A 21,798-nucleotide genomic window follows, 5' to 3' on the forward strand; every position below is an offset into this window, starting at 1 on the left:
CCCCGCTCCGTCGCCCGCCCCTGTTGGCGTGCCACACTAATCCAGCCATTCCGACATGCCGTGAACGCCGCGCCGCGCCCATGGAAGAAAACGCCTCCGCCGAACGTATCCCCCACATGCACGCCGATCCCACGGCCGCCGTCGGCGACGGCATCTGTACCCTGCTGCCGCAACTGCGGCGCTTCGCGCGTGCCGTCGCCGGCCATCGCGAGGATGCCGACGACCTGCTGCAGATCGCGATCGAACGCGCACTGCGCCGCGCCGAACAATGGCGGCCGGAGACGCCGCTGCAGTACTGGCTGTACGGCATCATTCGCCACGCCTGGATCGACGAGGTACGGGCGCAGCGGCGACGGCGACAGGTGTTCGTCGATGCCGCCGAGGGCGAACACGTCGGCGACACGCCGCTGGAGCGGCAGCAGGACTGGATGGCGGTGCAGGCGGCGATGGCCGGCCTGCCCGAGGAACAACGCCTGGCGATCGCGCTGGTGCTGATCGAAGGCCTGTCCTACAAGGACGCCGCGGCGGTGCTGGAGATTCCGCTCGGCACACTCACCAGCCGGCTCGCGCGCGGTCGCGAAGCCCTGCAAGCGTCACTGGAGGCGACCGCATGAACAGCACGATCGATGCACTCACCCTGCAGGCCTACGCCGACGGCGAACTGGATGCGGCGCAGGCCGCCCAGGTGGAAGCGGCGCTACGCACCGACCCGCAACTGGCGCAGGCCCTGCAGCGGCTGCGCAGCCTGCAGGCGCGGTTGCTTGCCGGCTTCGCGCCGGTGCTGGACGAGGAGGTGCCAGAGCGCCTGCTCGCCGCCGCGCGCGCGCGGCCGGCCGAGGCGCCCGACCAGGACGCCGCTGTCGCTGCGTCATCTCCCCCGCCCGTCCAGGCGACGGCGCATGCGAGCCGGCCGACACCGCTGCGGCCGCGTGCACGCCGCCGCTGGGCGCTGCCGGCGGCGTTGGCGGCGGCGCTGCTGCTGGGGCTGTGGATCGCGCAGCGGCAATTGCCGCAGGGCGCTGCGCCGCGCCCGACGGTCGCCGCAACCCAGGGCGGCGTCGCCGAGGGCGTGTTGGCGCAGGCACTGGCGCAGCAGCTGTCCGGCCAACCCCAGGGCGGCGTTCGCATCGGCCTGAGCTTCCGCGATCGCGACGGCCATTACTGCCGCACCTTCGCCCTGCCGAGCGCCAGCGCCGGCCTGGCCTGCCAGCGCGATGGCGCATGGCGGGTGGAGTTGCTGGTGCCCGCCAGCGAAAGTCACGATGGCAGCGGCATGCGCATGGCGGCCAGCCCGATGCCGGCCGCGGTGCTGCAAGCGGTGGATGCGCGCATCGTCGGCGAGACGCTGGACGCCGACGCCGAACAGCGCGCGCGGGCGCGCGGCTGGCGCTAGGCGGCCCTGCCCCGCAGGCAGCGCGGCCTAGGTCATCGGCTCGGCGGCGGCGTCGAGGCCATCGATGCCGGCCAGCATCTTCTTCAGCAGCATCTCCAACTGCTGCTGCTCGCCGGCATCCAGCGCCGCCGTCTCCGTATCCAGGAACGCGCAGACGTCCGGCAGCAGCCGCTCGATCAGGGCGATGCCGTCCGGCTGCAGGGTCAATGCAACCTTGCGCCTATCGTCGGGACTGGCGGTGCGCGACAGCAGTCCCTTGCTGCACAGGCTGTCGGTGAGACGGGTGATGTTGGCCGGCTTCTCGCTGGCGGCCTCGGCCACCTCGGTGGGCGTGATGCGCTGCTCGGGCGTGCCGTACAGCATCATCAGGATCTCGTATTCCGGCGGACTGATGCCGTATTCCTTGAGCATGCCGCTGGCATTGGCATGCACGCGCTTGTACAGATGCTTGACCAGCCGGACCAGGACGGCAGGCTCGCGCGGAAAGGCCGGATAGCGCGCGCAGGTGTGCGCCACGCGCCGCTCGGTCTGATCAAAACTGCCCATGAGAAATCGATTGCAAGTGGGGGAAGCGGTCAATGCTACCCATTGCGCCCCGCCACGACGAGGGCATGCGTTGCGTTCTGGCGCGCTGTGCACGCCATGCGACATGCGCCGTCGTGCGCCGGCGCGGTGGCGACCTCTCAGGCGGCGAACAGCGGCGCGTACTCCGGCGCCACCAGCTCGCGCAGCACGCTGGCCGGCACGTCCACGGTCTGCGTGCCATCGGCATACGGCCCCACCTGGTACGGCGGGAACACGAAGCGCAAGGCGGTGATCTTGCCCGCTGCGTCGACCAGCGGCTGGAACTGGCTGAAATTGCCGGGCTGCGGCTCGGTGCCCTCGGCGATCATCTTGCTGGCGCTACGCACCTGCTCGTCCTGATCCTCCGGCGGCACCTGCTCGGCATTGACCCGTGTCTGCACCGCCTGGCGCAGCTGCGCGGCGACATAGTCGGCCACCTGCTTCCAGTGCGTCGCATCCGGGATCAGCGTCTCGGCGGTGAGCATGCGCTGCTGCTGCGGCAGCCACACCCAGCGCGCCACCAACGGTTCGCCGTGGGCGCCGCCGGTATAGCGGCTGCCGTCGGCACTCAGTGCGACCAGGTCCGGGCGCTCCAGCAGCATCTCGAACTGCAGCGACAGTTCATAGGGCGCGCGCGGGCGATCGTTGCCGAGGCCGTCGACCGCTTCCATCAGCTCGCTGCGCGCGCTCTGCGCATAGCGGTTGGCCGCGTCGGCCAATCCCGGATAACGGTTGATCGACGGCGGGAAGGTGATCCCGACCACATAGCTTGGGCTGTGTTCGACAATGTCCTTCAGTTCCGGTGGCGTGGCCTGCGCCGGCTCCGGCGCCGCGGGCGCGGCAGCCTCGCTTTGTGCCGGTGCCGCGGCGGGCGCCGGTGCGGCGGTCGGTTCCTCGCGTTTGCAGCCGGCCAGTGCCAGCGCCGCCGCGACCGCCAGTGCCGTCCATGCCATCCGCCCGTTGCCCATCGTCTCTGCACTGCTCACGTCGACTGCCCCTGTTCCTGCGATATCTGTGAATTGGCGCGCATTATCGCGCCGTTGCGATGCTGCGCGCTCAGGCGAGCAGCGCGGCGTACTGCGGATGCCGCTGGATGAACACCGCCGCGTACGAACACGCCGGCACCACCTTCCAGCCTTGCGCCTGCGCGTGGTCCAGCGCGGCGGTGACCAGCTGCGCCGCCACGCCCCGCCCGCCGATGGGCGTCGGCACCCCGGTGTGGGTGATGACCATGCGCCCCTGCTCCAGCACGTAGTCGAGTTCGGCGCGGTGGCCGTCGACCTCCAGGGTGAAGCGCCGCTGCTGCGGATCGTGCGCGATCGGGACGGTGGGTTCGGACATGAGGGCTGGCTGTGTCGCGGAGCGCGCAGTGTCCGCTGCGGCTCGCCGTGGCCATGTGAAACACGTGCCTCACCGCGTCACGCCGCCGACGCGGCGCGTCACCCGGACGCCGCTCAAGTCGTGCCGCGCGCGGCCGATACCGCCAGGACAGGACGAAAACCTGGCATGGGAGTTGCACCTCCCATCACGCAGCGATCCAACAGGGAGCCACGCGCATGAGCGAGAACGAGAACAAATACAACCAGGGCGACCACAACGCCTCCCTGCTGGAAGGGCTGTTCCAACTGTCGGTCAGCGGCGACCATCATGGCGGCGAGTTCCAGCAGCTCGACGACGAGGTCTATCAGCGCCTCAAGGTCACCTACGAGAACGCGGCCATCGGCAGCGCCAAGGTGCAGCTGCGCGGCCAGCAGACCCGCTGAGCGCCGACGGCGGCCGCACGCGCCGCCGCCGCCAGCCTATCGGCGACACGGTCGTCCACGACCGCGCTGACGCCGCTGCGTCCACTCCACCTGATGCAACGCATCCGAAAGGTGCCGCTCGCGCACCGCCGTGCAGGCACCGCCGCGCCGCGTATCACCCCCGCCCGAAGCGCGGGTTCGCCAGCTCACCGAGGAAGTGCTGCAGCACCGACGGCTCCATGATCAGCAGGAACATGACGCCGAACGCCGCGCCGGCCAGGTGCGCACTGTGGTTGACGTTGTCGCCGCCGCGGCGGTCCATCCAGATGCTGTAGCCGACATAGAACACGGCATACAGGATGGCGGGGATCGGAATCGGGATGAAGAAGAAGAAGATCCCGGTCCACGGCGCCATCAAAATGAAGGCGAACAGCACCGCCGACACTGCGCCCGACGCGCCGAGGCTCATGTAGTTGGGATTCTTCTGGTTCTTCAGGTAGCTGGGCAGGATCGAGACCACCAGCGCCGACAGGTAGAACAGCGGATACACCAGCATGTTGCCGGTCAGCCGCTCCATCAGCACCTCGATCGGGCCGCCGAAGAAGTACAGCGTGACCATGTTGAACAGCAGGTGCGGGAAATCGGCGTGGATGAAGCCGTAGGTCACCAGCCGGTCGTACTGCTTGTGGCGATCGACCGCCGGCGGCCACAGGATCAGCCGGTCGAGCAGCCGGCGGTTGTTGAACGCCGCCCACGACACCAGCACGGTAAGGACGATCAGGATCAGGTTGACGGGGGTGACGGAGGGCATGCGGGGTCTCAGGCGGGGCGGTAGTGGTCGACCATGCGGTAGCGGCGCGCGTACAGCCCGAACAGCAGTGCGGCGACGAAAGCGAAGGCGGCGAAGAAGAACATCAGGAACGCGGTCTCGCTGAGCCCGGTGCTGCCGATGTGCGCGGTGACGCGATCATTGCGCACCGCCGCGTTGGACAGCAGCACCCACAGATTGCCGACGGTGGTGGTGAGGTTCCAGAAACTCATCACCACGCCCTTCATCGACTGCGGCGCCTGGCTGTAGGCGAACTCCAGGCCGGTCGCCGAGACCAGCACTTCGCCAAAGGTCAGCAGCGCATACGGCAGGATCTGCCAGGCGATGGACAAGGCGTCGCCGCCATCCATCATCACCTGCAGGCTGCCGACCACGATCCAGGCCAGGCCGCTGAAGGCGATGCCGGCGGTCATCCGCCGCAGCGCGGTCGGCTCGTAACCGCGCCGGCGCAGCAGCGGGTACAGCACCAGGTTGTTGAACGGGATCAGCAGCATCACCAGCGCCGGATTCAGCGCCTGCATCTGCGAGGCGCTGAACCACGCCGGCATCTGCATCTGCTGGCCCTGCAGCACCCAGGTCGAGGCTTTCTGATCGAACAACGAAAAGAACGGGGTGACCAGCGCGAACACCACCAGCACCCGCAACACTGCGCGCACGCCGTCCACCGCGGCGTCCGGATGCACCGCGCGGGCGCGCTCCAGTTGCCACCAGGTGCCGCCGCCGATGCCGGCCAGCAGCAGCACCAGCGCCAGGCACAGGCAGATCACCAGGCCCAGCGTCGGCACCAGCGCGAAGGTGCCCAGCGCCAACAGCACCGCCACGCCGGCCAGGGCCAGCCCGGGACGCCCCTGCCCCGGCGCCTGCCGCAGCAGCGCGGTACGCACCACCTGGGCGAAGCCGTGCGGATCCTTGGGCGGCAGCGGCACGCGCACGTAGCGGTGGCGCCCGGCCCAGAACACCAGGGTCGCCACCAGCATCAGGATGCCCGGGATGCCGAACGCCCACGCCGGGCCCAGGTTCTTCAGCGCCAGCGGGATCAGCAGCGAGGCGAACAGCGAGCCGAAGTTGATGATCCAGTAGAAGGCGTCGAACACCACCTTGGCCAGGTGCTTGTTGCCCTGGTCGAACTGGTCGCCCATGAACGAGGCCACCAGCGGCTTGATCCCACCCGCGCCCAGCGCGATCAGGCCCAGGCCGAGGAAGAAGCCGTTGCGGTGGCCTTCGAACAGCGCCAGGCACAGGTGCCCCACGCAGTAGATCAGGCTGAACCAGAGGATGGTGCTGTACTTGCCGAAGAAGCGATCGGCCAGCCAGCCGCCGAGCAGCGGGAAGAAATACACGCCGATCATGAAGCTGTGCATGATGTGCTTGGCCTCGGCCTCGCGGCCGGGCGCGGTCACTTCCTGCAGCAGCAGCGAGGTGATCAGGAACTGCACCAGGATGTTGCGCATCCCGTAGAAGCTGAAGCGCTCGCAGGCCTCGTTGCCGATGATGTACGGAATCTGCCGCGGCATGCGCGCGGTGGCGCGCTCTTGCGCCGCGCTCATGCGGCGTGTCTCGTGGTGGCTTGGCTGCTCACGGGCCCTCGTCCAGGCAAAATTTTCAGAAGGTTACCCCAACGTTCCGGCGAATCGAACCGCCAGGGCGTGTCACCCATTCCCGAGTATGCCGCGTTGGGTCTGGCAGGCGCGCGGCCGGCGTTGCGTGGCGCAGCGCCTGACTGGCCGTCAGGTCAAGCCGCGCGGCGCCGGCCGCGCGCCTGCCAGGCCCAACCCGAAGGGCCGCGGTTGCGCGCGCCGTGGCCGCGTCATCGCTCGGGCGTGGACGCACGTCCACTTCCTCGCGCTTCCTTGCCACAGGCACGCGCAAGCGCGGCGCGGCATGCTCGGGAATGGGTGACACGCCCCAGGGTGCTTTCGCAATCGGCGCGCTGCCCGCATCATGGGGGTCTGTTCCGAGACGGTGCCGAGATGATCCGAGCCTGGCTGGCCACCCTGCTGTTGCCGATGCTGCTGTGCAGCATGCCATCGCTGGCCAGCGAGGCGGGCCTGTCCACCGAGGCCGAGCGCAGCGGGTTCGTGCGCACCGGCCGCTACGCCGAAACCATCGCGCTGTGCGATGCGTTCGCGCAGCGCTATCCGCACGCGGTGCGCTGCTTCGACTTCGGCACCACGCCGGAAGGCCGGCCGATGAAGGCGTTGGCGGTGTCCACCTCCGGCGCATTGGATCCCGCCGCCGCACAGGCGCGCAAGCTGCCGGTGGTGCTGATCCAGGGCGGCATCCATGCCGGCGAGATCGACGGCAAGGACGCCGGCTTCCTCGCGCTGCGCCAGCTGCTCGACGGCCAGGCCACGCGCGGCGCGCTGGACAAGCAGGTGTGGCTGTTCGTGCCGGTGTTCAACGTCGACGGACACGAGCGCTTCGGCGCCTGGAACCGGCCCAACCAGCGCGGCCCGGAGCAGATGGGCTGGCGCACCACCGCGCAGAACCTCAACCTCAACCGCGACTACGTCAAGGCCGATGCGCCGGAGATGCAGGCGATGCTGCGCCTGGTCGAGCAATGGGATCCGCTGCTGTACGTGGACCTGCACGTCACCGACGGCGCGCAGTTCGAGCACGACGTGTCGATCCAGGTGGAACCGCTGCACGCCGGCGACACCGCGCTGCGCGGCGACGGCCTGCGCCTGCGCGACGGCGTGCTCGCCGACCTGAAGCGGCAGGGCTCGCTGCCGCTGCCCTACTACCCCTCGTTCGTGGTCAACGACGACCCGACCTCCGGCTTCGAGGACGGCGTGCCGACACCGCGCTTTTCGCACGGCTATTTCCAGCTGCGCAACCGCTTCGGCATGCTGGTGGAGACGCATTCGTGGAAGCGCTACCCCGAGCGCGTGCGCATCACCCGCAACACCATCGTCTCGGTACTGCAGCAGGTGGCGCGGCACGGTGCGCAGTGGCGCGCCGACGCACTGGCCGCCGACGTGCGCGCGCAAGCCCTGGGTGGGAAGACCGTGGCGCTGGACTACCGCACCACCGACGCCTCGCACCTGGTGGACTTCCGCGGCTACGCCTATACGCGCACGCCCTCGCCGGTCTCCGGCGCGCTGATGACCCGCTACGACGAGCGCACCCCGCAGATATGGCGCGTGCCGCTGCGCGACCAGATCGTGCCCAGCGTCGAAGTCGCCGCGCCGCGCGCCGGCTACCTGGTGCCGGCGGCGCAGGCCGCCCTGGTCGGTGCCAAGTTGCGCCAGCACGGCATTGCCTTCCGCACGCTGGACCACGACGCCACCCTGCCGGTGCAGACCTTCCGCGCCGACGACGCCAGCTTCGCCGCGCGCTCGTCCGAAGGCCATCAGCGGCTCAGCGTCACCGGCGCCTGGAAACCCGAGACCCGCGCCGTCGGCGCCGGCGCGCTGTTCGTGCCGATCGCCCAGCCCAAGGCGCGGCTGCTGATGGCACTGCTGGAACCGCAGGCGCCGGACTCGCTGCTGCAATGGGGCGAGTTCAACAGCGCGTTCGAGCGCGCCGAATACATGGAGGATTACGTCGCCGAGGACGTGGCGCGGCAGATGCTGGCCAGCGACCCGGCGCTCAAGGCCGAGTTCGAGGACAAGCTCGAACACGACGCGGCCTTCGCCAAGGACCCGCAAGCGCGGCTGGAGTTCTTCTACCGCCGCCACAGCTCCTGGGACGAGCGCTACCGCCTGTACCCGGTCATGCGCAGCGACGAAGCACCGTCCTGACGCGCGGTTCCGCCCTCCCCCCGACTCCCCCCGATGCGCCTTCCCTTTATCTGCTAGTGAGGCTGTTCGCCCCGATATGAAAACGTTTACAGGATCCCTTTGCCTGACTCTCGCGCTGGCCGCGCCCGCCTCCGCCGCGCCGCCCGCAACGGCCGCGGGCACGACGTCCACGCCGAACGCTGCCGCCGCGCAGCGCCCGTGGAACGACCGCAGCCTGTCGCCGGACCGGCGCGCCGCGCTGCTGGTGCAGGCAATGACCCCGGACGAGAAGTTCCAGATGCTGCACAGCTACTTCGGGCTGGGCAAGGACGGCGGTCCGCGCCCGCCTGGCGCGGTCGGCTCGGCCGGTTACGTGCCGGCGGTCGAGCGCCTGGGCATCCCCGCGCAGCAGTTGGCCGATGCCGGCGTCGGCGTGACCAATCCGGGCAACATCCGCCCCGGCGACCACGCCACCGCGATGCCCTCCGGCCCCGCCACCGCCGCCACCTGGAACCGCGCGCTGGCCTTCGCCGGCGGCGCCACCATGGGCCGCGAAGCCTGGCAGCAGGGCTTCAACGTGCTGCTGGCCGGCAGCGTCAACCTGCAGCGCGACCCGCGCAACGGCCGCAACTTCGAGTACGCCGGCGAAGATCCGCTGCTGGCCGGCGTGCTGGTCGGCGAATCGATCCGCGGCGTGCAGAGCCAGCACGTGGTCTCGACCATGAAGCACTTCGCGATGAACGACCTGGAGACCGGGCGCAACACCCACAGCGCCGACATCGGCGAACAGGCCATGCACGAATCGGACCTGCTGGCCTTCGAGCTGGCGCTGAAGATCGGCCAGCCCGGCTCGGTGATGTGTTCGTACAACCGCATCAACGGCGTGTACGGCTGCGAGCACGACTACCTGCTCAACCAGGTGCTGAAGCAGGAGTGGAAGTTCCCCGGCTACGTGATGTCCGACTGGGGCGGCGTGCACAGCGGCTCCAAGGCGGCGCTGGCCGGCCTGGACCAGCAGTCGGCCGGCGAAGTGTTCGACAAGGCGGTGTACTTCGACCAGCCGCTGCGCATGGCGGTGGCCGCCGGCACCGTGCCGCAGGCGCGCCTGGACGACATGGTCGAGCGCATCCTGCGCGCCTTCATCGCCACCGGCAGTTTCGACAACCCGCCGCAGCACCAGCCCATCGACGATGCCGCCGGCGGCCTGGCCGCGCAGCGCGTGGTCGAGGAAGGCACGGTGCTGTTGCGCAACGAGGGCAAGCTGCTGCCGCTGTCGCGCAACCTGCGCCGCATCGCGGTGATCGGCGGGCATGCCGACAAGGGTGTGATCGGCGGCGGCGGTTCCTCGATGGTCGGGGTCACCGTCAACGGCGGCAACGCGGTGCCGGGAATCGCACCGACCACCTGGCCGGGCCCGGTGATGTTCCATCCGTCCTCGCCGCTGCAGGCGCTGCGCAAGGCGCTGCCGGACGCGCAGATCGACTACGCCAGCGGCGACGATCCCGCGGCCGCCGCCAAGCTGGCACGCGAGGCCGAGGTGGCGATCGTGTTCGCCACGCAATGGTCGGCCGAATCGGTGGACCTACCGGACATCGCCCTGCCCGACAAGCAGGACGCACTGATCGCGGCGGTGGTCAAGGCCAACCCGAAGACGGCGGTGGTGCTGGAGACCAACGGCCCGGTGGCGATGCCGTGGCTGCAGCAGGTGCCGGCGGTGCTGGAGGCCTGGTACCCGGGCATCCGCGGCGGCGAAGGCCTGGCGCGGCTGCTGCTGGGCGAGGTCAATCCGTCCGGCCGCCTGCCGGTGACCTGGCTGCGCGACGTGTCGCAACTGCCGCGGCCGTCGATTCCCGGCCTGGGCTTCAAGCCGGCGCAACCGCCGGGAAGCAACGTCGACTACGACATCGAAGGCGCCAACGTCGGCTACCGCTGGTTCGCCGCGCGCGGCCTGCAGCCGGTGTATCCGTTCGGCTATGGCCTGTCCTACACCACGTTCGCTTACTCGAACTTCAAGGTGCAGGCCGAGGGCAGCCGCGTCGTCGCCAGCTTCGACGTGCGCAACACGGGCGATCGCGAAGGCGCCGACGTGCCGCAGCTGTATCTGCGCCTGCCGCAGGGCCACCACACCCCGATCCGCCTGGTCGGCTGGGACAAGGTGATGCTCAAGCCGGGCGAGAGCCGCCACGTCAGCATCGTCGCCGAGCCCAAGACCCTGGCCGACTTCGATCCGAAGAAGCGCCACTGGCACATCGCCGCCGGCGACTACGAGCTGCTGCTGGGCCGTTCGGCGACGCAGGTGGAAGCGCGCGCGCCGCTGCACCTGAAGGACGGCGTGCTGCAGCACTGAGCGAGGGCCGCGGCGCCCGCGCGCCGCGGCTCGGTTCCCGCCCCGCCTCCGCGCCTGTGCGCGCCGGCGGCGGGGCGATGTTCGCGATCGCGACGTGCGCAGCAACGATTGTGTGGCGGCTGCCGCAGCGCCGCCGGCTGTATACGCAACTCTGAGACCCTGCGCCGTAGCATCGCCACATGAATCCCCGCGTCTTCCAATGGCATCGCACCGGCTGGCTGTTGCTGGCCGTGGCGGCATTGGCACAGGCGCAGGCGATGACCGACGCGGTGCCGACGGTCCAGGCAGCGCCGGACAGCCCCCTTACCGTGGTCACCCTCACGCTCGCCGTCGATCCACGCCAGGCGCAGGAGGGCGACGACTGGCCCGCGCGCCGCGAGCGCATCGTGGTGGCCCTGCAGCGGCTGCACCCCGACGCCATCGCCCTGCAGGAAGTGCTGCAGACACCGGAGATGCCGAACCAGGCGCAATGGCTGGCGGCTCGCCTGGGCTACCACTGCCACTTCATCAGCCCCGATCCGCCGAGCCGACCGCAACGCCGCGGCAATGCGCTGCTGACCCGCCTGCCGGTGCTGGAGGAAGCCGAGACCTTGCTGCATCCGCTGGAGGACTACAGCGTGGCCGGCCTGGTGCGGGTGGACCTGCACGGGCAGCCGGTGAACCTGTACTTCACCCGATTGCACGCCGCGCGCGACGGCAGCGCCAGCCGCCGCGAACAGGCCGAGGATCTGATGGCATGGATCGATGCCACCGCCGAGGGCGTGCCTTCGCTGCTGGCGGGCGGCTTTTTTGCCGCAGCGCGCGCGCCCGAACTGGCGCCGCTGGCGGTGCGCTTCGAGGACGGCAGCGTGCGCGGCGAGTCGCCACGCAACCGGATCGACGTGCGGGCACCCGCCACGACGGCGGCGGCCGACCACGTGTTCTTCGAACGCGGCCACTTCCGCCCGCTACGCGGCGCACGCCTGTTCGCGCCGGCGCCGGGCCTGCCTGCAGCCGGCACGCGTGGCCTGCTGATGACACTGCAGCCGCTGGACCCGATGCCGACATCGCTGCAACCGGCGCCGTAGCGGACGGCAGGCTGGGCGTGGTCGCACGCCGTGCGATACGGCGCGTGGGGATGGACCGGCGGTGTGCCATTGCACGCAACGATCGTGCACCGCTAATGCCCTGCCTTCGTCACGCATCACCGCATCTGTTGTAGGAGCGGCTTCAGCCGCGATGGGCGTTACCGGGAATGCCCGTCGCGGCTGAAGCCGCTCCTACAGGTGCGTCCCTAGGTTGTTCGAGGTGCCCTGGCGACGCAGCGGCGCAAGCGGTGGCCGATGCGGCGCAGACCGCCATCGCTGCCGAAGCACGCTGCTCACGCGCGCGAAGGCACGTGCCAACCTGCCTCTCCGCACCTCGCTGCCACGCCCCGCCCGCACTACCAGCGCTTCTGTCTGACACACACAAAAAAGGCCGGGCGAACCCGGCCTTCTTCATGGTGCGGCGCTGACGCGCGATCAGCCGATCGCGGCGTGGTAGCGGCGCTCCACTTCCTTCCAGTCGACCACGTTGAAGAACGCGCCGATGTAGTCCGGACGGCGGTTCTGGTACTTCAGGTAGTAGGCGTGTTCCCACACGTCCAGGCCCAGGATCGGGGTGTTGCCCTCGAACAGCGGGCTGTCCTGGTTGGCGGTGCTCTCGACCACCAGCTTCTTGTCGGGGGTGACGCTCAGCCAGGCCCAGCCGCTACCGAAGCGGGTCAGTGCGGCCTTGGTGAAAGCTTCCTTGAACTTGTCGAAGCCGCCCAGCTCGCTGTCGATCGCCTTGCCGACGTCGCCGCTCGGGGTGCCGCCGGCATTGGGCGCCATCACCGTCCAGAACAGCGAGTGGTTGGCATGGCCGCCGCCGTTGTTGCGCACCGGACCCTGCAGGTTCTCCGGCAGCGACTTCAGCTTGGACACCAGCGCCTCGATCGGCAGATCGGCGTACTCGGTGCCTTCCAGCGCGGCGTTGACGTTGTTGATGTAGGTCTGGTGATGCTTGGTGTGATGGATCTCCATCGTCTGCGCATCGATGTGCGGTTCCAGCGCGTCGTAGGCGTAGGGCAACTTGGGGAGGGTGTAGGCCATGCGGTTCTCCTGGACTTTCGCCGTCGAAAGGACGAGCGTTGCGTGAGCAATGGTAGGGACGGTCGGCGACCTTACCAAGGGCGCGGCTGGGGAAACATCGTCCCATCCCGCGGCGGCGGTGCCGGCCGGCCTTACGAATCGGCGCCTACCATGCCCCACGCCCCGGTTAGTCGGATGTGAATCGCACGCGTCACAGGCGTGACCGGCGGCGTTTAGAGCGGGAACAGGCAGGCCGGCCCATACTGTGCGCGATGGCGCCATGCCGCGCGCCGCTGCCGTTCCTGCAGGAGAGTCCATGCGCAAGCCCGTGCTGTTGATCGCCGCCATCGTGTTGCTGGTCGGCGGGCTGTGGGGCATCCGCGGGCTGCAGCATCCGCCGCACCCGCAATTCGCGCCCTCGCTCGACGCCGCCGCAAAGACCCCATACACCGCACCCGGCAACTCCACGCCCGCCGACGCGGCATCGCCGGAACTGCCGGCGTTCCTGCCGCCCGAAGCGCGCGCCACGGTGGCGCTGATCCTGCGTGGCGGCCCGTTCCCGCATCGCCAGGATGGCAGCGTGTTCGGCAACCGCGAGAACCGGTTGCCGGCGCAACCGCGCGGCTATTACCGCGAGTACACCGTCGATACGCCCGGCCTGTCGCATCGCGGCGCGCGCCGCATCGTCACCGGCGGCACGCCGCCGCAGGTCTGGTATTACAGCGACGACCACTACGACAGTTTCCGCAGCTTCCAGGTCGGCGGTGCGGGGCCGACGCCATGAGCGGCTTCCCGTTCGCGCTGAACCTGGCCGAGCCGGCTGCCTCCGGCGTGTATCGCGTCGCCAACCGCGACCTGGACAGCGTCGCCGCCCTGGCCCGCGACGCCGGCCTGCGGCTGTGCCGGATCGACCTGGACGGTTGCACCGGCAAGGCCATGCTGCTGATGCGGTTGGCCGCGCAATTGGACTTCCCACCCGGCTTCGGCCGCAACTGGGACGCGCTCACCGATGGCCTGCGCGACCTGTCCTGGCTGCCCTCCCCCCGCGGTTATGCGCTGCTGCTGGAGGATGCCGGGCAGTTGCAGGCGGTGGCGCAGCCGGCCTTCGACGTGCTGCTGGAGATCCTCGACGACGTCGCCCGCGAGTGGGCCCAGGACGGCGTCAGCTTCGTCGCGTTCGTGGGCGGAAGCCGGGACCCGGGACCCGGGACCGGGGACCCGGAAGAGCGCGATCCGGCGTAGCAATGTTCCCTGCGTGTGCGACGGGAATAATTGCGCTCCTTGATCTGCCCTGTTTTTCCGGGCCCCGGGTCCCCGGTCCCGGGACCCGGCTTTTCAGGCGTCCAACTCGCTCCAGCGCGCATACGCCGCATCCAGGTCCGCCTGCGCCTGGCTCAAGGCCTGCGTGTGCGCATTCACCGCCGCCGCGTCGCGCTGATAGAACGCCGCGTCCGTCATCGCCTCGGTCAGTGCCGCGACCTGCTGTTCCAGCGCTTCGATCCGCGCCGGCAACTGCTCCAGTTCCCGCGCGTCCTTGTAGCTGAGCTTGCGCTTGGCCGGCGCGGGCGCCGCGGCGGCCGCCACCGGCGTGGTCGCCGCCGCGGTGGCCGAGGCCTTGGCGACTGCCATGGCACTTGCCGGGGCCGCCGGGCGCTGGCGCACCCAGTCGCTGTAGCCGCCGACGTATTCGCCGATACGGCCATCGCCTTCCATGACCATGGTCGAGGTGACCACGTTGTCGATGAAATCGCGGTCGTGGCTGACCAGCAACAAGGTGCCGCTGTAGTCGCCGAGCAGTTCTTCCAGCAGCTCCAGGGTTTCCACGTCCAGGTCGTTGGTCGGTTCGTCCATCACCAGCAGGTTGGACGGCTGCGCGAACAGCCGCGCCAGCAGCAGGCGGTTGCGCTCGCCGCCGGACAGGCGGGTGATCGGCGCACGCGCGCGCTCGGGGGTGAACAGGAAATCCTGCAGGTAGGCATGCACGTGCTTGCGCTTGCCGTTGACCTCGATGAAGTCGCGGCCCTCGGCCACGTTCTCGATCGCGCTCCAGTCCTCGCGCAGCGTGGCCCGGTACTGGTCGAAATACGCCACCTGCAGATTGGTGCCGGCGCGCACTTCGCCCTGGTCCGGGGTCAGTTCGCCCAGCAACAGCTTCAGCAGCGTGGTCTTGCCGCTGCCGTTGGGGCCGATCAGGCCGATGCGGTCGCCGCGCAGGATGGTGGTGGAAAAATCGCGCACCATGCTGCGCGCGCCGAAGGCGAAGCTCAGGTCCTTGGCCTCGATCACCTTCTTGCCGGAGGACTCGCCCTGCGCCGCTTCCATGCGCACGTTGCCGCCGAGTTCGCGGCGCTGGGTGCGCTCGCGACGCATGGCCTCAAGCCGCCTTACCCGGCCCTCGTCGCGGGTACGTCGCGCCTTGATGCCCTGGCGGATCCACACTTCTTCCTGCGCCAGCAGCTTGTCGAAGCGCGCGTTTTCCTGCGCCTGCGCGTTGAGCCGCTCCTCGCGGCGGCGCTCGTAGTTGGCCCAGTCGCCCGGCCAGCTGCTGACCTGGCCGCGGTCGATCTCGACGATGCGGGTGGCCAGGGCACGCAGGAAACGCCGATCGTGGGTCACGAACACCACGCTGCCGTTCCAGCCCTTGAGGAAGCCTTCCAGCCAGTCGATGGCCTCGATGTCGAGGTGGTTGGTCGGTTCGTCCAGCAACAGCAGGTCCGGCGCCGACACCAACGCCCGCGCCAGCAGCACCCGGCGCTTCATGCCGCCGGACAGCCGCGCGAACTCGGCATCGCCGTCCAGCTCCAGGCGGGTCAGAGTCTCGTTGACCCGTTGGTCCAGCGCCCAGCCATTGGCGCCATCGATCTTGGACTGCACCGCGCCCAGCGCATCGCCGTCGAACTCGGCGGCATGGCTGAGCCGATGGAACTCGGCCAGCCAATGGCCAAGCTCGCCCAGGCCGTCGGCGACCACGTCGAACACGCTGCCGGCGGCGCCATGCGGCACCTCCTGCTCGAGCCGGGCGATGCGCACGCCCTGCTGCACGCGAACTTCGCCGTCGTCGGGCTTGAGCTCGCCGGCGATCAGTTTCATCAAGGTGGATTTGCCGGCGCCGTTGCGGCCGATCAGGGCGATCCGCTCGCCCGGCTCGATCGACAGGTCGGTCTTCTCCAGCAACAAGGGGCCGCCGACGCTGTAGTCGAGGTTCTGCAGAGTGATAAGAGGCATTGCGCCATTGTACGGGAGCGCACTGGTCCGGTTCGGGATTGGGGATTGGGGATTGGGGATTGGCAGTTTCCTGCGAGCTTCTATGCTCGCGCATGCCCCCCCTTGATCCCCACGGTTCGGCAGCGACGTCCCTCGGCCCACCGCCTGCCTTTGCGAATCCCCAATCCCCACTCCCGAATCCCCGCCGTCAACCGGCTAAAATGCCGCATGAACGATTTCGCCTCCCTCTCCCTTTCCCCGGCGCTCGCGCCCGGCATCGATGCGCTCGGCTACACCAGCATGACCCCGGTGCAGGCGCAGAGCCTGCCGCCGATCCTGGCCGGCCAGGACGTCATCGTGCAGGCGCCCACCGGCAGCGGCAAGACCGCGGCGTTCGGCCTGGGCCTGCTGCACAAGCTGGATCCGGCGCTGAGCCGCGCGCAGGCGCTGGTGCTGTGCCCGACCCGCGAACTGGCCGACCAGGTCGGCAAGCAGCTGCGCAAGCTGGCCACCGGCATCCCCAACATGAAGCTGGTGGTGCTGACCGGCGGCATGCCGCTGGGCCCGCAGTTGGCCTCGCTGGAGGCGCACGACCCGCAGGTGGTGGTCGGCACGCCCGGCCGCATCCAGGAGCTGGCGCGCAAGCGGGCGCTGCACCTGGGCGGTGTGCGCACGCTGGTGCTGGACGAGGCCGACCGCATGCTCGACATGGGCTTCGAGGAGCCGATCCGCGAGATCGCCAGCCGGTGCGACAAGCACCGGCAGAGCCTGCTGTTCTCGGCCACCTTCCCGGAGGAAATCCGCGCATTGGCGCGCGACCTGCTGAAGGAACCGGCGGAAATCACCATCGAAGGCGCCGACAGCGCGCCGGAAATCGACCAGCAGTTCTTCGAGGTCGACCCCACCTACCGGCAGAAGGCGGTGGCCGGCCTGCTGCTGCGCTTCACCCCCGAGTCCAGCGTGGTGTTCTGCAACACCCGCAAGGAGGTGGACGAAGTCGCCGGGTCGCTGCAGCAGTTCGGCTTCTCCGCACTCGCGCTGCATGGCGACATGGAGCAGCGCGACCGCGACGAGGTGCTGGTGCGCTTCGTCAACCGCAGCTGCAACGTGCTGGTGGCCAGCGACGTGGCCGCGCGCGGGCTGGACGTGGAAGACCTGGCGGCGGTGATCAACTACGAACTGCCGACCGACAGCGAGACCTACCGCCACCGCATCGGCCGCACCGCGCGCGCCGGCAAGCATGGCCTGGCCCTGAGCCTGGTGGCGCCGCGCGAGACCGCGCGCGCACAAGCGCTGGAAACCGAACAGGGCCAGCCGCTGCGCTGGTCGCGCGCACCGCTGGCCACCGCGCGGCCGGCGCAGTTGCCGCAGGCGGCGATGGTCACCCTGCGCATCGACGGCGGCAAGACCGACAAGCTGCGTCCCGGCGACATCCTCGGCGCGCTGACCGGCGATGCCGGGCTGTCCGGCGCGGCGATCGGCAAGATCGCGATCTACGCCACCCGCTCCTACGTCGCCATCGCCCGTGCCCATGCCGGCAAGGCGCTGGCGCAGCTGCAGGCCGGCAAGATCAAGGGCCGCCGGTTCCGGGTCGTCAAGCTGTGAACGCATCGACGGAATTGCAGACCGTCCTCGCGTCGCTGGAGCAGGACGAAGACGGCGCCGCCTGGAGCGCAGCGGTATCGGTGCCGTGGATGCAGGACGCGTGCAGCTTCGTGTTCGAGGACTACGCGGAGGATCCGGCGCCGGCCGACTTCGCCGCCGCGGTCGCCGCATTCCTGCGCATCGACCAGGCCGTGCTCGACGCGGCGACGCCGCATGTGTTCGCCTATTACCGGCGCATGCATGCCCTGCACCAGCAATACGACACACCCTGCCCGCGCATCGACGACCCGTCGCAAGTATGGCGACACGTGCAGTTCGGCGGCGAGGCCTACGTCAGCCGCTATCGCGACGGCCGCCTGCGCATCAGCCTGGAATGCAACTGCGACTGGGAAGCCGAACACGGGCTGCAACTGGTATTCACCGACGCCGGCCGGATCTGCAAGATCGGTCCGTTCGATGGCCACCTGAGCCACGCCGACGCGTATGCCGACCCGGCGCTGGAGGACGTGATCTACCCCCATTGAGCCGGTTGCCGCCGCAGACGCGCACGATCCAGGCCGCGCCCCTGCGCGGCATCGGCCTCAGTAGCGCAACGGCGCGGTGAGCGGAATGTCCGCGGGCCAGCGCGCCCGCGCACCGAGTTCGCCGAGTTCCACCAGCACCGTCGCCGCCACCACCTCGGCACCCATCCGCTGCGCCAGGGCCAGGGCCGCCAGCAGCGTACCGCCGGTGGCCAGCACGTCGTCGACCAGCAGCACGCGCATGCCCGGCCGTAGCGCATCGGCATGGATCTCGATGCGGTCGCGGCCGTACTCCAGGCCGTAGTCCTGGGCCAGGGTCTGTGCCGGCAGCTTGCCGGGCTTGCGCACCGGCACGAAACCGGTGCGCAGTTCGTGCGCCAGCGGCGCGCCGAGGATGAAGCCGCGGGCCTCGATGCCCAGCACCGCGTCCAGCGGAGTGCCGCGCCAGGGCTGGGCCAACGCATCCAGGGCGGAGGCGAAATCAGGCCCGTCGGCCAGCAGCGGGGTGATGTCCTTGAACAGGATGCCGGGCTTGGGAAAGTCCGGCACATCGCGAATCAAAGTGGCCCAGGTCGGGGAATCGGCAACGGCGTCGGTCATGGTCACGCGTCCCGGCAGGCCGGGACGATCGATGGGGGGCGCGACATCCTACCCGCTGTGCGCTGCCGTTGCCGCATCCGCCGGGCTGCGCCGCAGCGCGCGCCGCACCAGCACGAAGAACAACGGCACCAGCAACACCGCCAGCACGGTGCCGGTGACCATGCCGCCGATCACGCACACGCCGATCTCGCGGCGGCTGGAGGCGCCGGCGCCGGTGGACAGCGCCAGCGGCAGCACGCCGGCCACGAACGCCAGCGAGGTCATCACGATCGGCCGCAGGCGCAGCCGCGCGCCTTCCAGCGTCGCCTCCAGCAACGGCCGCCCGGCACGCTGTCGCGCCTCGGCGAATTCGACGATCAGGATCGCGTTCTTCGCCGACAGGCCGATCGTGGTCAGCAGGCCGACCTGGAAATAGATGTCGTTGACGAAGCCGGCCAGCGTGGTCGCCAGCACCGTGCCGACCACGCCCAGCGGAATCACCAGCAACACCGCCACCGGGATCGACCAGCTCTCGTACAGCGCCGCCAGGCACAGGAAAATGAACAGGATCGAGGCGGTGTACAGCCACAGCGTCTGGTTGCTGGACAACTGCTCCTGATAGGACAGCCCGCTCCACTGCAGATCGAAGCCCTCCTGCTTGGCCACCAGCGCCTGCATGCGCTGCATCGCCTCGCCGGAACTGCTGCCGGCCGCCGCGCCGCCCTGGATCTGCGACGCCGGCAGGCCATTGAAGCGCTGCTGCAGCTGCGGGCCGCGGGTCCAGTGGGTGCTGGCGAAACTGGCGAACGGCGCCATCTGCCCGCCGCTGCCGCGCACGTACCACTGCGCGATGTCCTCCGGCAGCGCGCGGTACGGCGCGTCGCCCTGCACGTACACGCGCTTGACCCGGCCGCGGTCGATGAAGTCGTTGACGTAGCTGCCGCCCCACGCAGTGGCCAGGGTCGTATTGATGTCGCTCTGCGCCAGGCCCAGCGCGCTGGCCTGGGCATGGTCGATGTCCACCTGCAGCTGCGCCTTGTCGCCCAGGCCGTTGAGCCGCACCGCGGTCAGCTGCGGATCGTCGCCGGCGGCCTTGAGCACCTGCTGCTGCGCCTTCAGCAGCGCTGCGCGGCCGGCGCCGTCGCTGTCGCGGATCCACAGCTCGAAGCCGCTGGATTGGCCCAGGCCACGCACCGCCGGCGGCGACAGCACACTGATCTTGGCGTCGCCGACGCCGCGGAAATGCGCGTTGGCGCGGTCGATGATGGCCTGCGCGGTGTTGTCGCGGTTGCGCTCGCCCCAGGGTCTGAGCGCCACGAAGGCCTGGCCGGCGTTCTGCCCGGTGCCGGCGTTGTTGCGTCCCACCACCATGAAGATCGCGGTGAGATTGGCCTTCTCGTGGGTCATGAAGTAGTCGCTGATGCGCTTGCCCAGGGCCTGGGTCTTGGCCAGCGGCGTGCCTTCCGGGGTGGTGAACTGGATCTGCACCTGGCCCTGGTCCTCCACCGGCAGGAAGCCGGTGGGCATGCGCATGTACAGCACGACCATCGCCAGCACCACCAGCGCATACAGCGCCATCCAGCGCCGCGGCCGCTGCAGCACGCTGCCGAGGCGGCGCTGGTAGGCCTGCTGGCCGCGCTCGACGCTGCGGTTGAACCATTGGAAGAAGCGGCCGAGCTTGCGCTCCTGCTCCACCGGCTTGAGCAGGGTCGCGCACAGCGCCGGGGTCAGGGTCAGCGCGACCAGCGCCGACAGTGCCATCGCCGAGGCGATGGTGATCGAGAACTGCCGGTAGATGATGCCGGTGGAGCCGCCGAAGAACGCCATCGGCAGGAACACCGCGCCCAGCACCACGGTGATGCCGATCAGCGCGCCGGTGATCTCGCCCATTGAGCGCTCGGTGGCCTCGCGCGGCGGCAGGTGTTCCTCGTGCATGATCCGCTCGACGTTCTCCACCACCACGATGGCGTCGTCCACCAGCAGGCCGATCGCCAGCACCATCGCGAACAGGGTCAGCGTGTTGATGGTGAAGCCGGCCGCGGCGAGGATGCCGAAGGTGCCCAGCAGCACCACCGGCACGGTGATCGCCGGGATCAGCGTGGCGCGGGCGTTCTGCAGGAACAGGAACATCACCACCACCACCAGCACGATGGCCTCGGCCAGGGTGTGCACCACGTTCTCGATGGAGATGCGCACGAACGGCGTGCTGTCGCGCGGATAGGCCACGTCCAGGCCCGGCGGGAAGGTCGGCTTGAGCCGTTCGATGGTGGCGTGGATCGCGTCGGAGGTGGCGATCGCATTGGCGCCGGCGGACAGCGTCACCGAGAAGCCGGACGCCGGGTGGCCATTGAGCGTGGCGTTGTTCTGGTAGTTCTCCGCGCCGATCTCCACCCGCGCCACATCGCCCAGGCGCACGCTGGAGCCGTCCGCGCGCGTGGCCAGGATGATCTGCCGGAACTGCTCGGGCGTTTGCAGCCGCGACTGCGCGGTGACCGTGGCGTTGAGTTCCTGCTCGGCGCCGGTGGGCAGCGCGCCGAGCTCGCCGGCGGTCACCTGGGTGTTCTGCGCCAGGATCGCGCTGCGCACGTCGCCGGGCATGAGTTGGTAGGCGTTGAGCTTGTGCGGGTCCAGCCACACCCGCATCGCGTACTGCGCGCCGAACACGTTGATCTCGCCGACGCCGTTGATGCGGCTGATCGGGTCCTGCAGGGTGCTGACCAGGTAGTCGGAGATGTCGACGTTGTCCATGCGGTCGGTGCGGTCGTAGATCGCCACCGCCATCAGGCTGTCGCCCTGCGACTTGGCCACGGTCACGCCCTGCTGCTGCACTTCCTGCGGCAGACGGTTGAGCGCCTGGTTGACCGCGTTCTGCACCTGCACCTGGGCGATGTCGGGATTGGCCGCCTGGTCGAAGGTGATGCTGATCCGCGCCTGTCCGGACGAAGAACTGGTCGAGGAGAAGTACAGCAGGTGGTCGATGCCCTTGATCTGCTGTTCGATCACCTGGGTGACGCTGTCCTCCACGGTCTGCGCCGAGGCACCGTTGTAGGTGGCGGTGACATTGACCGAGGGCGGCGCGATGTCCGGGTACTGCTCGATCGGCAGGGTGAACACGGCGATGGCGCCGGCGGCCATGATGCAGATGGCCAGGACCCAGGCGAAGATCGGGCGGTGGATGAAGAAACGCGGCAGCATGCGG

Annotated in this window: 19 protein-coding genes; 10 read left to right on the plus strand and 9 right to left on the minus strand. The window is 69.6% G+C overall.

All coding sequences use genetic code 11. The features are described from left to right. Positions 1-80 precede the first annotated feature (80 nt). Positions 81-614 (plus strand): RNA polymerase sigma factor, encoded by a 534-nt coding sequence (locus FHR66_RS10525; protein WP_160970710.1) that lies wholly within the window; start codon positions 81-83, stop codon positions 612-614. Beyond that, a complete protein-coding gene (locus FHR66_RS10530; RefSeq protein ID WP_160970712.1) occupies positions 611-1,393 on the plus strand; it encodes a hypothetical protein in 783 nt (260 codons plus the stop codon). The genes FHR66_RS10525 and FHR66_RS10530 overlap by 4 nt, the downstream gene beginning before the upstream one ends. 27 nt (positions 1,394-1,420) lie before the next feature. Here the strand turns inward: FHR66_RS10530 and FHR66_RS10535 are convergent, their stop codons facing one another. From FHR66_RS10535 to FHR66_RS10545, 3 genes are all read right to left on the minus strand, one after another. Further along, positions 1,421-1,939: a MarR family winged helix-turn-helix transcriptional regulator gene (locus tag FHR66_RS10535; protein WP_160970714.1), complete on the minus strand. Its 519-nt coding sequence runs from the start codon at positions 1,937-1,939 to the stop codon at positions 1,421-1,423. A gap of 137 nt (positions 1,940-2,076) precedes the next feature. Further along, positions 2,077-2,910, minus strand: a complete 834-nt coding sequence (locus FHR66_RS10540) for a DUF3298 and DUF4163 domain-containing protein (protein ID WP_160970741.1) — start codon at positions 2,908-2,910, stop codon at positions 2,077-2,079. Positions 2,911-3,013: 103 nt separating this feature from the next. After that, complete coding sequence (locus FHR66_RS10545; RefSeq protein WP_160970716.1) at positions 3,014-3,298, minus strand: GNAT family N-acetyltransferase; 285 nt, start codon at positions 3,296-3,298, stop codon at positions 3,014-3,016. A 215-nt stretch (positions 3,299-3,513) separates the two neighbouring features. Between FHR66_RS10545 and FHR66_RS10550 the strand changes: the two genes are divergently transcribed. Beyond that, entirely contained in the window at positions 3,514-3,720 is a 207-nt protein-coding gene (locus FHR66_RS10550) for a hypothetical protein (protein ID WP_160970717.1), read from the plus strand. 154 nt (positions 3,721-3,874) lie between these two features. Here the strand turns inward: FHR66_RS10550 and FHR66_RS10555 are convergent, their stop codons facing one another. Together FHR66_RS10555 and FHR66_RS10560 are read right to left on the minus strand one after the other, a co-directional pair. Further along, complete coding sequence (locus FHR66_RS10555) at positions 3,875-4,510, minus strand: rhomboid family intramembrane serine protease (RefSeq protein WP_160970718.1); 636 nt, start codon at positions 4,508-4,510, stop codon at positions 3,875-3,877. Between the two features lie 8 nt (positions 4,511-4,518). Then, on the minus strand, positions 4,519-6,075 hold the full coding sequence (locus FHR66_RS10560) for a POT-type proton-dependent oligopeptide transporter (protein WP_167087777.1): 1,557 nt from the start codon (positions 6,073-6,075) through the stop codon (positions 4,519-4,521). Positions 6,076-6,498: 423 nt separating this feature from the next. Here FHR66_RS10560 and FHR66_RS10565 point away from each other — a divergent pair, with 423 nt between their 5' ends. The 3 genes from FHR66_RS10565 (at position 6,499) to FHR66_RS10575 (ending at position 11,664) form a co-directional block, all read left to right on the plus strand. Then, complete coding sequence (locus tag FHR66_RS10565) at positions 6,499-8,271, plus strand: M14 family metallopeptidase (RefSeq protein ID WP_167087779.1); 1,773 nt, start codon at positions 6,499-6,501, stop codon at positions 8,269-8,271. A 76-nt stretch (positions 8,272-8,347) separates the two neighbouring features. After that, positions 8,348-10,597: a beta-glucosidase family protein gene (locus FHR66_RS10570; RefSeq protein ID WP_160970721.1), complete on the plus strand. Its 2,250-nt coding sequence runs from the start codon at positions 8,348-8,350 to the stop codon at positions 10,595-10,597. A 179-nt stretch (positions 10,598-10,776) separates the two neighbouring features. Then, positions 10,777-11,664 carry an endonuclease/exonuclease/phosphatase family protein gene (locus tag FHR66_RS10575; protein WP_167087781.1) on the plus strand — a complete coding sequence of 296 codons (888 nt, stop codon included), beginning with the start codon at positions 10,777-10,779 and terminating at the stop codon, positions 11,662-11,664. Positions 11,665-12,099: 435 nt separating this feature from the next. On the opposite strand, the gene FHR66_RS10580 is transcribed toward FHR66_RS10575, so the two are convergent. Continuing rightward, a complete protein-coding gene (locus FHR66_RS10580) occupies positions 12,100-12,711 on the minus strand; it encodes a superoxide dismutase (RefSeq protein WP_048492197.1) in 612 nt (203 codons plus the stop codon). Positions 12,712-13,006: 295 nt separating this feature from the next. On the opposite strand from FHR66_RS10580, the gene FHR66_RS10585 reads away from it, so the two are divergent. After that, complete coding sequence (locus FHR66_RS10585; protein WP_160970723.1) at positions 13,007-13,474, plus strand: ribonuclease domain-containing protein; 468 nt, start codon at positions 13,007-13,009, stop codon at positions 13,472-13,474. Then, positions 13,471-13,932 carry a barstar family protein gene (locus tag FHR66_RS10590; RefSeq protein WP_160970724.1) on the plus strand — a complete coding sequence of 154 codons (462 nt, stop codon included), beginning with the start codon at positions 13,471-13,473 and terminating at the stop codon, positions 13,930-13,932. Before FHR66_RS10585 ends, FHR66_RS10590 begins: the two co-directional genes overlap by 4 nt. A 93-nt stretch (positions 13,933-14,025) precedes the next feature. Here FHR66_RS10590 and FHR66_RS10595 read toward each other — a convergent pair whose 3' ends face one another. Further along, positions 14,026-15,915 carry an ATP-binding cassette domain-containing protein gene (locus tag FHR66_RS10595; RefSeq protein WP_160970725.1) on the minus strand — a complete coding sequence of 630 codons (1,890 nt, stop codon included), beginning with the start codon at positions 15,913-15,915 and terminating at the stop codon, positions 14,026-14,028. 207 nt (positions 15,916-16,122) lie between these two features. Here FHR66_RS10595 and dbpA point away from each other — a divergent pair, with 207 nt between their 5' ends. Next, positions 16,123-17,499: an ATP-dependent RNA helicase DbpA gene (dbpA, locus tag FHR66_RS10600; protein WP_160970727.1), complete on the plus strand. Its 1,377-nt coding sequence runs from the start codon at positions 16,123-16,125 to the stop codon at positions 17,497-17,499. Positions 17,500-17,513: 14 nt separating this feature from the next. Then, entirely contained in the window at positions 17,514-18,023 is a 510-nt protein-coding gene (locus tag FHR66_RS10605) for a DUF6985 domain-containing protein (RefSeq protein ID WP_160970729.1), read from the plus strand. Positions 18,024-18,080: 57 nt separating this feature from the next. Here the strand turns inward: FHR66_RS10605 and FHR66_RS10610 are convergent, their stop codons facing one another. Then, the gene (locus tag FHR66_RS10610; RefSeq protein WP_160970731.1) at positions 18,081-18,620 is read right to left on the minus strand and encodes an adenine phosphoribosyltransferase; all 540 of its coding nucleotides are present in this window, start codon (positions 18,618-18,620) and stop codon (positions 18,081-18,083) included. Positions 18,621-18,668: 48 nt separating this feature from the next. Further along, on the minus strand, positions 18,669-21,794 hold the full coding sequence (locus FHR66_RS10615) for an efflux RND transporter permease subunit (RefSeq protein ID WP_160970733.1): 3,126 nt from the start codon (positions 21,792-21,794) through the stop codon (positions 18,669-18,671). Positions 21,795-21,798: the final 4 nt, after the last annotated feature.

The organism is Xanthomonas sp. F4, assembly GCF_011761895.1.